Annotated in this window: 13 protein-coding genes; 5 read left to right on the plus strand and 8 right to left on the minus strand. The window is 68.5% G+C overall.

Annotated features, from left to right (window positions below):
• The first annotated feature begins 171 nt into the window (after nt 1-171).
• The 4 genes from JL475_RS20695 (at nt 172) to JL475_RS20710 (ending at nt 3,251) form a co-directional block, all read left to right on the plus strand.
• A complete protein-coding gene (locus JL475_RS20695; protein WP_202279289.1) occupies nt 172-516 on the plus strand; it encodes a hypothetical protein in 345 nt (114 codons plus the stop codon).
• Between the two features lie 7 nt (nt 517-523).
• On the plus strand, nt 524-1,294 hold the full coding sequence (locus JL475_RS20700; protein WP_202279290.1) for a transposase: 771 nt from the start codon (nt 524-526) through the stop codon (nt 1,292-1,294).
• A gap of 605 nt (nt 1,295-1,899) precedes the next feature.
• On the plus strand, nt 1,900-2,328 hold the full coding sequence (locus JL475_RS20705; RefSeq protein WP_202279291.1) for a hypothetical protein: 429 nt from the start codon (nt 1,900-1,902) through the stop codon (nt 2,326-2,328).
• Entirely contained in the window at nt 2,325-3,251 is a 927-nt protein-coding gene (locus JL475_RS20710) for a zeta toxin family protein (RefSeq protein WP_202279292.1), read from the plus strand. Before JL475_RS20705 ends, JL475_RS20710 begins: the two co-directional genes overlap by 4 nt.
• 91 nt (nt 3,252-3,342) lie before the next feature.
• Here JL475_RS20710 and JL475_RS20715 read toward each other — a convergent pair whose 3' ends face one another.
• Both JL475_RS20715 and JL475_RS20720 read right to left on the minus strand, forming a co-directional pair.
• Nucleotides 3,343-3,900, minus strand: coding sequence for an XRE family transcriptional regulator (locus JL475_RS20715; protein ID WP_202279293.1), 558 nt, complete (start codon nt 3,898-3,900; stop codon nt 3,343-3,345).
• Nucleotides 3,901-3,909: 9 nt separating this feature from the next.
• A complete protein-coding gene (locus JL475_RS20720) occupies nt 3,910-6,159 on the minus strand; it encodes a transcriptional regulator (protein WP_202279294.1) in 2,250 nt (749 codons plus the stop codon).
• 194 nt (nt 6,160-6,353) lie between these two features.
• Here JL475_RS20720 and JL475_RS20725 point away from each other — a divergent pair, with 194 nt between their 5' ends.
• A complete protein-coding gene (locus JL475_RS20725; protein WP_202279295.1) occupies nt 6,354-7,325 on the plus strand; it encodes a hypothetical protein in 972 nt (323 codons plus the stop codon).
• Nucleotides 7,326-7,355: 30 nt separating this feature from the next.
• Here the strand turns inward: JL475_RS20725 and JL475_RS20730 are convergent, their stop codons facing one another.
• The 6 genes from JL475_RS20730 to JL475_RS20755 form a co-directional block, all read right to left on the minus strand.
• Nucleotides 7,356-7,526: a hypothetical protein gene (locus JL475_RS20730; RefSeq protein ID WP_202279296.1), complete on the minus strand. Its 171-nt coding sequence runs from the start codon at nt 7,524-7,526 to the stop codon at nt 7,356-7,358.
• A gap of 92 nt (nt 7,527-7,618) precedes the next feature.
• Entirely contained in the window at nt 7,619-8,326 is a 708-nt protein-coding gene (locus JL475_RS20735; protein ID WP_202279297.1) for a hypothetical protein, read from the minus strand.
• Nucleotides 8,323-8,844: an RNA polymerase sigma factor gene (locus JL475_RS20740; RefSeq protein ID WP_202279298.1), complete on the minus strand. Its 522-nt coding sequence runs from the start codon at nt 8,842-8,844 to the stop codon at nt 8,323-8,325. The genes JL475_RS20735 and JL475_RS20740 overlap by 4 nt, the downstream gene beginning before the upstream one ends.
• 363 nt (nt 8,845-9,207) lie before the next feature.
• Nucleotides 9,208-10,089 carry a DciA family protein gene (locus JL475_RS20745; protein WP_202279299.1) on the minus strand — a complete coding sequence of 294 codons (882 nt, stop codon included), beginning with the start codon at nt 10,087-10,089 and terminating at the stop codon, nt 9,208-9,210.
• Nucleotides 10,090-10,098: 9 nt separating this feature from the next.
• On the minus strand, nt 10,099-11,601 hold the full coding sequence (locus JL475_RS20750) for a helix-turn-helix domain-containing protein (RefSeq protein ID WP_307825115.1): 1,503 nt from the start codon (nt 11,599-11,601) through the stop codon (nt 10,099-10,101).
• Nucleotides 11,602-12,818: 1,217 nt separating this feature from the next.
• Complete coding sequence (locus JL475_RS20755) at nt 12,819-14,051, minus strand: XRE family transcriptional regulator (RefSeq protein WP_202279300.1); 1,233 nt, start codon at nt 14,049-14,051, stop codon at nt 12,819-12,821.
• Between the last annotated feature and the right edge of the window lie 2 nt (nt 14,052-14,053).

The raw sequence follows: 14,053 nt of genomic DNA on the forward strand, positions 1-14,053 counted from the left end.
AGCCGTATGACGGGAGACTGTCACGTACGGTTCCGTGGGAGCCCGGGGGTGAGATTCCCCCGGGCGACCCGACTACTAAGCGTTGTCCCGCAAACCCTGGCGGGGTCGCGTCCAAGTAGGAGCAGGGATGCTCGCGAGACTCCGACACGGCGGCTGTGGCAGCCTGCTGACATGCCATGGGAGCTGCAAGAACATGCAGGTCGTCACTACGCCGTCCTGTTTCACTACGCCCTGCCCGACGATGCCTGGGCCGTGGAGCTGAGCGAGGCCGTGCCTGCGTCGGCCAAGGAGGTCGAGAACCCCGACGCCACGGTGACGTACCTGCCCGGCGCTGCCTTCCTGGTAGCGCTTGTCCCAGACGAGGACCCAAACCTGCAAACAACCGTCCGCGTCTACAGCCCCGATGAGCGCGTTGTCCCCTACGAAATCATGCGTTGGTTCATGGAGCAGGTGGCCGACCAGGTAGAACGCTGCCGCATCGGGTTCGAGCAGGAAGAACCTGAAGCAGTGGAATGATCATGCAGTGACTGGTGTGATCACGGCATCGGAGCCTTCCTGGATAGTCCCGTTCACCGGGCTGAGCCCACGGCAGTTCGGCAAGCTGATCACCGCGCTGCGGCGCGAGGGCGCCGATCCGGTGCGCAGGGGCCGGCCGTGGAGCCTGCCGCTGGAGGACCGGGTGCTGCTGGTCGCCGCGTACTGGCGCACCAACCTCACCCTGCGCCAACTCGCCCCGCTGTTCGGGGTGTCCAAGTCCGCGGCCGGCCGCATCATCGACCACCGCGCACCCGCGCTCGCGCTCCAGCAGCGCAAGCGGTTCCGCAGGGACACCGTGCTGATCGTGGACGGCACGCTGGTGCCCACCCGCGACCACACGGTGGCCGAGCAGTCCAAGAACTACCGGTACTCCACCAACCACCAGGTCGTCATCGACGCCGACACCCGGCTCGTCGTCGCGGTCGGCCGGCCACTGCCCGGCAACCGCAACGACTGCACGGCGTGGGAGCTGTCCGGGGCGAAGGACGCCGTCGGCAGGACCACGGTGATCGCCGACGGCGGCTACCGCGGCACCGGCCTGGTCATCCCACACCGCCGCGCACCCGGTCAGACCGGACTCCCGGCCTGGAAAGAAGACCAAAACCGCTCGCACCGCAAGGTCCGCGCCCGTGTCGAGCACGCCTTCGCCCGGATGAAGACCTGGAAAATCCTCCGCGACTGCCGCCTCAAGGGCGACGGTGTCCACCACGCCATGCTCGGCATCGCCCGCCTGCACAACCTCGCCCTCGCCGGGTGACCGGGAAACGACGCTGGTCATCCAGCATGCCGTAGATCATTTACGAGACAACGCTTAGCTGGCCAGTGCGGCAGCCGTTGTCCTGGAAGTACACCTCTTTGAGCGTCTCAGCAGCGGTGCCGGTCGGCGGCGCCCTATCCCTGAGTCTCGGAGAGGCAAGCAGCGCGCTGCGGCCCAGATGCCGGGGTAACCCGGCTCGTGCGGCCGTCGTCGGCTGGTTCTCGCCGTGTGCCCAGCACCATAAAGGGCGTCAGCGCGACTGATTTTCGGGGTTATTGACTGTCACGAGCAAACCTGTCTCTCCGTCAGGGACGCTAGACCATGGCTGACAGCCCTTCAATTCTCCCCGGCCTGTGACTATCAGGAACGAGAAATTCTCCCCTAGTACGCTGAGAAGTGGACATGCCCGGCCCAAGCTGCGGGATTAGGACTGCAGCATGAAGATGGTGTAAGGAAGGTTGTGTGAGTCCTTCCCGGTAAGCGCCCGCTCACCAAAGCGGGGCTGGAGGCCGGCCGATTCGATCTCCATCAAGTTGATACACGGGAAGCATCGTCGACATAACGGGGAGGAGGTTAAAGTGCCACCTCCGAGGCATCAGCAGCGCATGCAGCCGCGCGAGGCGAAGCAGGTCCGGAGCCAGGCCAGGGCTCGGGTCGCCCATGCCGCGTCCGACGTCGTGCATGCTGTGACCGACGTAGCTAACGCCACCACCGAGGTCACACAGGCCACGGTCCAGATGTTGAAGAAAGGCAGCCCACAAGTGACGACAGCTCCTTCGCAGGACTTTCCTGCCGTCCCAGCCATTTCGGATGAAGCAGCAGAGCGGTATGAAAATGCTGTGTCGCTGCTTGGTACGCTGATCGCAGAGTGCAGTGCACGAGCTGAGCACGCCAGCGACACGGAGAGAGACGATCTTCTCACTCTCCGCAGCGACGCCGTTCGGCGGCGGGAGGAGCTGGATCCCGAGGATCCCGGGTCGCTGACCGAGGCCGTTACCTATGGCAAGCAAGCTCTCGACCAATTGAGGCAATGATGTCTGGCGCGGGTTTTTCAGGGTTGTCACAGGCAGACATCAACACCTTCTTTGGTGATGAAAATACCTCGCATACCATTGCTAGCGACCTCCTGGCACGCCCAAAGAATCCGGAACCACCAATGGTTCTGTTCGTAGCAGGGCAGCCATCCTCGCTTAAGACCACGATTGAAAAGGTCATGGCAAAGCGGCTAGGTCTCCGGAACCCAGCATGGATTGATGCCGACCGATTTAGGGGATACCATCCTAAGTATTTAGAGTGGGCCAGTCAGGACGACCGCACGGCAGCTGCGCGAACCCATGAGGCAGCAGCCAAATGGGTGGACATGGCCATCAGGTTTGTGATCAAGCGCGGTTGTGATGCTGTAGTCAGCGCAACGCTAAAAGACCCGGAAGGCGCCAGAGAAAAGGTCACGCCCTTCCAGCAGGCCAAATATCAAACGTCTGTCGTTTTCACGGCTGTACATCGGGGTAGTAGTCGTCTTGGCGTCATTGATCGCTACCTCAAGGATCACCTCGACGCCTACGCCCTTGGCAGGTATGTCCCGGCTGACGTTCATGACGCCGCTTACACGGGAGTCCTTGAGACTGCAAACGAGCTCGACGCTGGCCAATTCGGAAACTTGAGGCTGGCTATCTATCGCCCTGACGTAGGCCTGCCAATTTATGAGAGAACCACGACAGGTTCAACATTCGGGAACGGGGCTGCTACGGCGATTCAACAGGGGCGTGTGCAGCACTGGAACGCAAACGGGTCTGTCTTTTTCCGCACGACAAGCCAGAGATGGCTGAACTACGGCTCGCTTAATGAAGACCTCCGTCATGAGGTCGCACGCGCCGTCGCTGATATATTCGCCGACGTCACGCCTCACTCCTTGTTCTGTCTGCAAATCCCTGTCGGCCACCCAGATGCGCCTGCATAGGTTGGTGACACGTCTAACTCGCCGAAGCCACTGTCAGTAGCACCGGGACTGGCGAACCCCGGTGGCGCGGGCCTCGCAGGGTGCTCGTGGGCTACAGGTCGAACTCGAGGTGCTCGATGTCCGTGAAGCGGACCTCCTCCAGCTGTCCGGCGCGGCGGCCGCCGTCCTGGAAGTACACCTCTTTGAGCGCTTCGGCAGTGATCTCCTGCAGGCGGGCGTCGCTGGCACCCTGCTCCTGGGCGTCGAAGAGGCGGGCGGCGTACTGCGGGGGCAGGGCGACGGTCAGGTGCCGGATGCGGTCCTGGTCGGTCGATCCGATCGGTGCGGTGTAGCCCATGCGGGCACAGGTGTCGATGACGATGCCGTCGGCGGTTGCCGCCTTCGCCTTGGCCTTGGCCCGGATCTGCGGCTGCCACCGCTTCTTCACCTCGCGCTCCAGACGCGCGGCGAGGTCCGGGCGGGGCTTCTTGATCTGGCCCTTCACGTACCGCTCGACGGTGCGCTGGGAGACCCGCAGCAACTGCGCGACCGCCTTCGTTCCTTTGAGCTGCTTGACCAGGTACCGCATCTGCGCGGGCGCGCTCTTGGGCGCCGGGCGGGTGAACGCCTTGTGCACCGCGGCCTCCAGGCCGTCCCCGAACAGGCTCATCGCCTACTCCTACTCTCCGTTGTCGACATCGGTGACGGTGCCGTCCTTGATGTAGCGGGCGAGGTTGAGTTCCGGCGCGTTGAACCGCTCGCGGACCTCCTCGCCCCACAGCACGCTCTGGGTGCCCTCGTGCTTGACCAGGCCGGGGTTGATGCCGAGCTTGAAGCCGCCGGGCAGCGGCTTGCCCTCCCGGTAGGGCAGGAAGTCCAGCGGCGAGGGCCCATTGGCCGCGTAGACGACGCAGTCGGACAGGATCGCGACCGGGTACTGGCCGGTGAACGCCGCGTGCTTGACGATCTTGCGGTGCAGGTTGATGCGGGTGCGGGAGATGACCGCCGCGCGGATGTCCGGCCGCCACGTCGGGCGGGACAGGGCCCGCCACGGCTCGCCGGGCCGCCAGCCCTCCCCGCGGGGCCGCTCGCGCAGCTTGCCCAGGCCGCCCTTGACCGTCGCCTTGATCGCCGAGACGACGATCGCCAGCTCCGGGTCACGCTCCTTGTAGCCCTCCATCGCGGCGAGGAAGTCGGCCGGCTCCATGTCGGCGTGCACGCCGAGGTCGGCCATCGTGGCGAGGTAGGCGTCACGCAGCCGGTGGTACCAGCCGTCCAGGTATCGGCCGTTCTCGTACCGCACGTACGCCTCGATCGGCCGCACCTCGTAGCCCAGCTCCACCGCGTAGGCGACGGTAGGCGTCGCGTACCAGGCCGGCCCTTCCGGGTGCTCGCCCGTCGGCGTGAACGGGCTGGGCAGCAGACCGGGGTCCAGGTCCGCCCACGTGTCCTTGCCGACCTTCACGCGGGACAGGTCGACGTGGGACAGGTCCACCAGCCAGGAGCCGGGCAGCTTCGGGTCGAACGCCGGCGCCTTGACGTGCGTCGGGGCACCGAGGCCGACGTTCAGGCCGTTGGCGCCGGCGGCGAAGGCCATGTTCACGTCGATGCCGACCAGGTGGCGGCGCGTGCATTCGGCATCGGTCATCGGGCGCGCCCAGTCGTACGCCTCCTCGAACAGCTTCTCCGCCGGGCCGCGCACGTGGAAGCGCGGCAGGTCCGCCAGGAGCGGGTGCCCGTCCGGGGCCTCGCACGGCGCCGGGTCGACCGGGTCCTTGCCCAGGCTGCCGGGGTTGTGCTCGGAGTGCCGCTTGCCGTCGGCGTCCGGCTCGGAGGCGCGGGTCGGCGGGTGCAGCGCGGTCATCAGCTCCAGGCCGGTCACGGCGGTCGAGCCGCGCGGCGTCATCACCCTCGAGGCGTACACGCCCAGCACGCGGGCGAGGTCCGCCGGCGGCCACTGCCCGGCGGTGTCCCAGTGGCGGGAGTCGAGCGCGTGCCAGGACGGGATGCACAGCTGCACGCAGGCCCGCTCGGAACCCTGCGCGGGGCGGTAGATCCGCGCCCACGGGCCGAACCCGCGCTTGGTCAGCTTCCACTCCGCCCGGGTCAGCTGCTTGATGACCTTGTGGCCCTCCGGGATCCGCCCGGCGAGGCGCTCCTCGTCGGTGAGGGCGACGGGGAGGCCGTAGCGCTCCAGGGCGGCCTCGGTGAGCACGAGCAGCGGGTCGGCGTCCTTGCCCGGGCCGGACAGCCTCGGCTGCCCGAGCCTCGCCTCCGTGAGCGTCCAGTCGACCAGGGCCGGGAGGGACTTGGCGGGCACGTCCAGGACCAGGCCGCCGGTGCAGTACGCCAGCACCTGCCCGTCCTCGACGTCGACGACCGCCAGCGGACCGTTCTCGAACCGCGGGTCCGTCTTGCTCGCCGGGGTCGCGGCCGGGGCCGCCTGCTTCGCGCCGGGACGGCGCGACGTCGACGACGGTCTGGTGGTGCGCGCCGGACGCGGCGCGGCCGCCGGAGCAGCGGCAACAGGAGCAGGTGCAGGGGTCTGGGTGTTCTCGGGTGCGGTCATGTCCGCAGCGTCGGGCGCCTGGCCTGTGGGCAGAGTCCGCGCTTCCGCCGGGGCGGGCGCGCCGGTGAACATGGCCGGCACCGCCGGGACGGCCGGCTCCTTCGGCACTGCGGGGGCGGGGTAGAGCTCTGCGAGCTTGTTCAGCAGCCGCGCGTACGCCTCGCGCTCCGGGCCGCGCGGCTCGGTCGGTTTCTTCACCGACTCCCAGCCGGACACCGTGGCCCGGCGCACCTTCAGCGCGGCGGCGACTTCGTCCAGTGTCAGGCCGTGCGCGACCCGCAGCCGCTTGCGCTCCTTTGCCGGCGGCAGCGGAGAGCGGGACGCGACCAGCGCGTCGACCGCCTCGAACAACTCGGACATGGAACACCTCCTGACCGCACCCTACCCCACTAACCGTACAGATCGCGTACTTTTCCCGTGCGGAGTGCGTACAGATAGCGTGCGGTGGCGGTGAGGGCGGTCCTGGCCAGGGAAGGGCTGGAAACCATCGCGTCACGCCAGGCTCTCGTGGGGAGATATGGGCGGTCGCATGCACTGAGTAATCAGGGGGTCACGTGGGGTGGAAAGACGCGTTCGGTGACGCGATGAACGAACTGGAGGAGATACAGAAGAAGCTCGCGCGTCTCGACGATCCGACGGTCGGGCTGACCGCACTGCACGGGGACCTCGCGCAGAGCCGCCTGAAGATCCTGGAACAGGTCCAGGCGGGCGTCACCGGATTGCGCGAGGAGAACCGGGAGGTCCGCCGACGCCAGGACCGGATGATCAGCGACCTGAACGAGACGCGGGGCGAGCTCCGACAGCTCCTGGACCTTGTCGACGTCCTGCGTCCCTTCGCGCCGCCCGAGGGGACAGACGAGAAGCCCGGCGAGGGTACGCAGATGCGCGCCGGGGGGACTGCGCAACCGCCCGAACCCAAGGCGGAGGCCGGCCACGGCTTGAACGACCCTGCCGAAGCTCATCCGCTCGTCCCATCCGACACCGACGCCCAGGGGGGAACCATGGACAACACCGAGCACCAGCCACAGCCGGAGACAGGGAGCGAAGACCAGGACCTCGCACTGAAGAACGCCATCGAGGCCACCTACCAGGGCACCGGCGCCCCCACCGGTCAGCCCTCTGCTGCCACGCCGCAGGCTTCCACCGGCGCGGACGATCCACGCATCGCCCACGGCGTCCTGCTGCTGAAGGCCGCCGGGGTGGCCTCCGCCGAACTGATCACGCACCGGGACACCTGGGAGTGGCTCGCCGCCCTGGCCGTCGACCACAGCCACTTCCGCACCCCGCCCGCTGTCGAGGACATCAAGGAAGGCCGCGTCCAGACCGTCCTGTCCGGACGCTCCCTCATCGCCCTGCTGATCGAGTTGTGGAACACCCGCTCCACCGCCACCCCGTTGGAGGGCGACTGGGCACTGGCCATGACCTCCTACAACCGCATCGCGACCGAACTCACCGACGTCGCCGGACAAGGCGAGACCATCCGCATCGTCCTGGACGACGGCCTCCCCCACGAGACCAGCGACTGACCAGCATCTGGCGGCTCGAACGCTTGGGGGTCACACCACCTGCTGGAGCCAGTAGCTGACCAAGCTGGCGATGGCCAGCCCGGTGCCGTAGGCGAGACCGCGCACGAAGTGCCCCGCGGCAGCGCGGTGCTGAGCCCGGGCCCACGGGCGGCGCCGGGAGGGGGGCCGCTGGTCGTCCGGCGGGGGAGGGGGAGTGGTCACGGGACGCATCCCTTCTGGGGACATAGCTGAAGGGAGCCTCCCGGGTGGGGGTTGGCGCCCGGGGAGGCTCCCTTCAGCGGTGGGTCGGCGGGTCAGTGACTGGTGAGTTCGCGCAGGCGGTCCGCGAGGCGGCGGTCGGGCCGGCCCAGCAGGCCGTCGTCGTACTGGTCGGCCAGGCGGTCGACCTCTTCCAGCAGGCCGCTGATGGGGACTACCCGGTGGGCGCCGGTGCGGGCGCGGTACCCGGCGAAGTTCTCCAGCACCTCGATCAGCTTCGTCCTCTCGCCGACGTTCAGGTCGTCGCCCCCCGCGTCGGCCAGGGCGTCTTCGACCCGCTCCCACCAGAGGTCTGCTTCCCCCAGCTCTCCGTTGGTGAGGTGCTGGAGGTGCAGGCAGTAGGCGGCCGCGCCGTGGCCGGCGCCCGCGGCGAACCCCCACCAGAACAGGGCGCTCTCGGGGTGGTTGGCGAGGTAGAGGGAGCAGGCGAAGACGTGGATCCCGTCGATGTCGAGGTCGTCGGTCCATCCCTCGAAGACGGTGCAGGTGGTGCCGATGATGTCGGCGAGGTACTTCACGTGCGAGGCCGCGCCGGCCTGGGTGACGCTCCAGGAGGTGACGGCCGTCAGCCGGTGCCGGGCCGATGTGCTGTCCGGCCGTTCCGGAGCCGGAGCCGGAGCCGGAGCCGGGGGCGGGAGATACCCGGCGTCCTGGGCCAGGCGGCGCAGGCCGGCGGCCACGTCGAAGGGGCGGCGCGGCTCGCACGTGGACGCGCCCGCCAAACGTTCTTCCCATGTGTTCATACGGTGTCCTCCCCCTGGCACTTCAGAATCCTTTGGTAGACCGGGGACAGACGCTCCCGGGCCTTGCGACAGTGATAGTCGACGGTGCTGGTCGTGACGCCCATGTACCAGCTGATGCGCTTGGTGTCGTAGTGGCCGATGTAGCGCAGGACCATGACGTCGAACTGGCGCGGCGGGAGCGCGCCGAGCGCCGCGTACAGGCCGGTGCCGCTGTCCAGTGCCGCCATCTGCTCGCGCAGGGACAGCAGTTCCTCGGATATGACGGTACGCCTCACGATCGCCCACACCTCCTGCTGCAGGTCCTCGCTCTCCTCCTTCAGCCTGTCCCAGAGGCGAAGGATCTCCAGGAAGGCGCGGTGGACCGCCCGTTCGGCCGCGTCGTTCGTACCCAGAACGGCCAGGGCCAACTCGTGGAACGCCTCCTGGTGCAGGATGTAGAGCGCCTCGAACTCCACGGGCAGCGGGAGAGGGGCCTCGGCCACGGGAACGCGGCCGTCCTCGCCGACTTCTTCGGTCATCAGTCCTCTTCGTTGAGGGGCGTTGATCGGCGCGGAGGTGCGCCGGGCGTGAACTACTCAACCGCCCGAGAGCCCCGAACACGCATGCGCCGACTGACGACTTTTACGTTCGGAAATCAACTAGTCGCACAGGGTGACGATAGTTGTATCGTGCAGTACGGCTTGATCAGCGACTTTGGGTCACTGAGTGTGGCATGGCAATGACAGGCCGCCATGATCAAGTGACGAAGACCACAGGCGCCCCAGGTTTGAAAGCATCCAAGATCAACACGCGATCGGGGGAATCAGTTCAATTCCCTAGATCTTCCCGACGGTTGCTGCTAAAGCAGTCGAGCCGCACCCCTCCATGCCGACAGTTGCACCTCACGCCGTGGTCCGCAGCTCAGCGGACTGCGGTACGGCGGCCGCCGTACCGGCCTGACGGGCGGCGCGTTCGGCTCGGGCCCGGCGCAGGGCCGCGGCGCGGGAGACGTCGGCCTGGCGGCGGCGCTCGATGCGGGCCCGCTCGATCGGGGCCGGCTGGTCGTCGGCCGCCTCCTCCGCCTCGGGGAACGCCCGGAGGCTGAGCGCCCGCATCGCACGGGTCTGCCGCTCCACCGCCTCAGCAATCGACGGGTCCACGCGACTCGCCGGTACGACGGCCTGGTGCGCGGCGAGCGCCTGATGGAAACCCGGCGAGGCCATCTCGCGGGTCTTCACCGGCGCCGACGGAGCGTCCGGCGCTGCGGCCAGTACCTTCCGAGCGGTCCGGGGCGCGGGCGCGGCGCCGGGCGGCAGGACCCGCACGGTGCGCACCGCGTCGGCGCCGACCGTGCTGTTTGCCGTGGCGACGATCCGCGCCGTGATCAGGCGGAGCTGGGTGGCGTAGGGCGGGGAGTCCGGGCGCAGGTCCAGCTGTCCAGTCTCCGGATGGAAGGCGACGGCCGTGACGTGATGGGGCAGTTGCGGGGCGACGGCTGCGGCGATGTCGGGCCAGCGGTCCAGGACGCTGCCGCCGACAGCCGGGAGCTCCCAGGCCTGATCGGCCATCAGCCCGGCCAGCACGGCGGCGAACCCGGAGGGCTCCCGTCCGTCCCGCTTCACGGTGGTCGGGCAACGTCGGCGCGGGGCGCGGGCCTCGCCGCCGTCGTTGTTCTTCGCGGCCAACCGGGCCTGCTGCAGAGCGATCCGGGCGAGATCGACGCCGGACAGCTCCGGGGCGCCGTCGCCGCTGCCGGTCTCATCGGTGGTGGTCTGCTCGGTCACGTCGGCCTCCTACCGGTGTCCGTAGGTCATCAGCGAGCTGCGGAAGCCGCTCTCGAGCTGGTGGGCGCGGCGTACCAGGCGCTCGCCGAAGATGAGCAGCGCCGTCTCCGGGTCCAGGGACGTGATCAGCGTCGTCTCACCCCGCATCAATTCGCCCGCAGCGGCGGCGCGCAGCTCGGCAAGCTCCTGCTCGCTCGGCTCCAGCCCGATGACCCGGTCGTCGGCGACGTCGCCTTGGTTCTGGCGGCGGCCGCCGTTCGCCGCTTCCCTGACCTGGGCGAATGCTGCCTCCACCTCCCGATGAACCGCGCGGCTGGTCGGAGCGTCCCAGTCGCCCTCGTACCGCTCGGTGCGGGCGCGGACCTGCTGAATGCGGTGACGCCGGGCGGCTTCCTGGGCCCCGCGCCACTGCTCGACGACGTCGGCCCGCTTCTCGGGGGTGTCGAGGACCGTCTCGGCACCGGCCAGCAGCACGGCGAGCAGACCCGAGCCCCGGCGGACCCGTGCCGCCTCGCCGCGCAGGTGCAGCCAGCCCTTCACGTCGGTCACGGTCCATCCGGCATCAGCCACGCCCCGGGCCACCCAGGCGATCCGGGGCACCGAGCAGCCGCGCAGCCAGTCCAGCTCCTGGGTGAGCTCCTTCGCCAGCTGGAAGCGGCGCCCGACCGCGTTCAGCTTCCGGCGACCGCCGGCCTTGCCGCTGGACTTCTTCGGGGTGGGGGACTTGCTGACCCCGCTTGCGAGCTTGCTCTCAGGGGGGAAGGAAGTACCACCCGCAGAAGAGACAGTTGAGGTACCGACCTGCATTGGGGTGCAACAGACCTCATCCGAAACAGCCGTCACAACCCCCTGCTCAGCAGCCTCTCGGGCAGCCTTCGCCGGGGCCTTCGAGGACGTCTTCGGCCGGGGCCGGCACACCTTCCGCGACGCCTTCTTCGCCAGCTTCGCCATCAGCTCCCGGCCCGCCTCCGCGATCCCGGTCACCGCGCGCGTGTACTCCGGCGCGCCTTCGTCGCGCAGCACCGTGCGGATCCCCAGCGCCTGGTCGAACTCCAGCGGGACCATCCGCGCGAACTCCGACGCCTGCGCCGACTCACCGCGCACCCGGGTGCCCCGCACGATGTACGCGAGCAGCCCGGCCTCCCGCAGCATCCCCAGGTGGTACTCCACCGACCGCTCGGACAGGCCGGTGCGGCGCACCAGGTACTCGATCCCCGGACGGCACGGGAACAGCTGCGCCAGCTCCTGGGCGACACGCACCGTTGTCACGCCGAAGCTGCGCGGCCCGTGCGACCGGTGCCGCCGTGGCTGGTACAGCCCGGACCCGGCGACCCAGTGGACCGCCTGCATCCAGCTGTAGCCCTCGCCCGCGATCCGGCCCGATGACGTCGACAGCCACTGCGATGCCTCCGGCACGAACAGGCCGGGCAGTAAGGCGACCGCGCCGGCGTCGTCGACCGCCGGGCGCGGAGCGGGCACCATCACGGCGGCCGGCGCCGCCACGGCGCTCACCGGCCCGCCCGGACGGACGAGATAGAGATCATCTCGGCAGCCTTACGCAGGCCACCTGTGGACAGAGTCCGAGCAACGGCGAGAACCCCGTTGCCTCCCGTCAGGCGGGCGGGAACTTCGGATCGCGTCCCGCCCCACGGGATGGAGCACCGGAGCACCCCGGCCGCGGGCGCCGCCAGGAGGACAGGGGTCCCCCACTTATGAAAGGTGCGCCGGACCGGGGTCCGTGTGACACCCCGACCCCGTGAATCTTCGTGATTAATGCCGTGAACTGCGCAAACAGGGTGTGCGAATTCCGTCACGCGGGAAGCACTGGTGGCTCGAACCGGTGTGAATCGGGCACGGTCGAGCTGACAAGGGGACGCAAGGTCGTGCACTATGGCGGGGACACCAACTTCCATATGCGAGCCGGACCACCCCGCAACGCGGGACGGGCCGACGAGTGGATGGAAGGCACCAGGCCCCCTCCGTGAGGAGCGGGCAGGGGCCGAACCGAAACACCGCGAGGTGGGTCGGAAGGGGGGAGATTTCTCCTCTCGTTTGGGTCTCGGTGTGAACCGCAGAGCCCCTGTCAAAGGGCCCCGCGGTTCGCGGGTAGGGCACCGACCGTTGTCAGCGGCCGGGTCTTGCTCGTCGGCCTGTCAGTGGCCGGGGTGTTGCGTGGCCCTTGTCAAAGGGGCCGACCCGCTTGTCGAAGGCGGGGTATTGCTAGGTGAAGAAATGGCTCGATGAGCCGAAGCTCGGAACCGGTGTCAAGCCCGGGACCGAGCAGCCGAACCGGGGTGTCAAGCCCGATCGGCGCGAAGGGCCGCGCGAGGCCGAAGTGGATTGTCAGTCCACAGAATGGCGCGCGCGGCCGATGACCTAGGTCATCCCGACCCCCTCGATACCGAAGGTGGAGTCGGCATGCCGGAAAGCGCACCCGGAGGCGTGATCGCGATGGTGGAACGGCGCAGCTACGCGTGAAGTTCCACGAGTGCGGGTAGTCTTCATCCCGCGATCACCTCCCAACCAGGTGCTCGCCCAAACGGAGCTTCGCCCCGTTCGAGAGCCCCCAGTGGACCAGGCCCGGTCCCGGGGGCTTTCGCCGTTGTCGATCACTTCTGCGCACAGCCTAACTGCATAACCGGACAGAACTGTGGGGCGAATTCGTGCAGCATCCGAGGCGAGTCCGCCTGACGGGAAGCGCGCGGGAAAGCGCTCGGTGTACGGAAAAGTCACTGCCCACCCCGCAGTTCGCGAAGATGAGTGACGAACTCCTGCGCCTCGGATGCGTGCTCGTAGTGCGTCTGGAGGGCCTGACCGAGGTCGGCGGCCACCATCGCCAGCGACGGCAACGACTTCCGCTCCCCCGTCAGGGCCCGCTCCCCATAGGCGAGCGCCGTGTCCAGGTCACCTTCGCGCGCGGCGACCACGCCAAGCGTGACGCGGGCCTCCGCAATCCGCATGGGCGAGCGCTCCGTTCCGTCGAAATCCGTGCCCGCCCGGATGACCTCGTTGGCCAGCTGCTCCGCGAGCCGGTTCTCGCCCGACTTCCTCAGCGCGTCCATGCGGTAGAAGTCATATTTCGCGGGGTCGACGACGAAATGGTTCTCGATGTTCTCGGGATACGGCTGGAGTTCGAGGATCTGGCGGCCCTTGTCGAGCGCGACCTCAGTCTGCGACCGGTCACCCAACCGGGCCCATGCCTTGGCCTTCTGCGCGTACAGCTGCGCGGCGACGCTCTCGGTCGGCGCCACGGCGATGCCGGCCTCCGCAGCCGCGATGACACCGCGATAATCGCCCCGAGTCAGCGCGAACCACGCCCTCATCTCATGAGCCCAGCCCTGCACGCTCAGCTCCCCGGCCTCCTGACCGAGCATCAGCGCGGCCTGCCGGGTGGCTTCGGCGTCGCGGGGCCGGCCGGAGTCGTACTCGACACAACCCACCAGGAGCGACAGCCGCCCGGCGAGCGCGATGATCTCGCGGTGCTGCGCCAAGCTGACCCGCTGGTGCTGGAGGCCGACGACGCGGGCGAGCCATGCCTTGCCCTCCAGGAGCAGCTGGTCGGCAGGCATGTACGCGTACTCGCAGCACAGCCGATCCGCCGTGATCCGCAGCGCGTCCAGCGTGGCGACGTCCACGTCCGAGGCTCGCAGCCGCGCGATGATGTCCACTGTGTCCATGCCGCTGACCTGCAAAATCTCCGCACGGCCGTCACGGCGGGAGCGCTCGGGGAAAAAGGCGCCCGTGGTCGTTCCGAACACGGCGGCGATGGCCGACCGGTACTTCGTCGGCTGACTCTCCCCCGCTTCCCACCGCTTCCACTGGCGCAGTAGGTCTTGCTCGCTTACGACCTGGTCATCCGGGAGCCGGACCATCAACGCGCGCACTGCATCGGACTGCGACCAGTTACGAGCCGCGCGCTCATCCACCATCCGGCGAGCCCAGTCAGGACGCTCGTCAACCATCG

Source organism: Streptomyces sp. M2CJ-2 (assembly GCF_016757295.1).
Classification (GTDB): domain Bacteria; phylum Actinomycetota; class Actinomycetes; order Streptomycetales; family Streptomycetaceae; genus Streptomyces.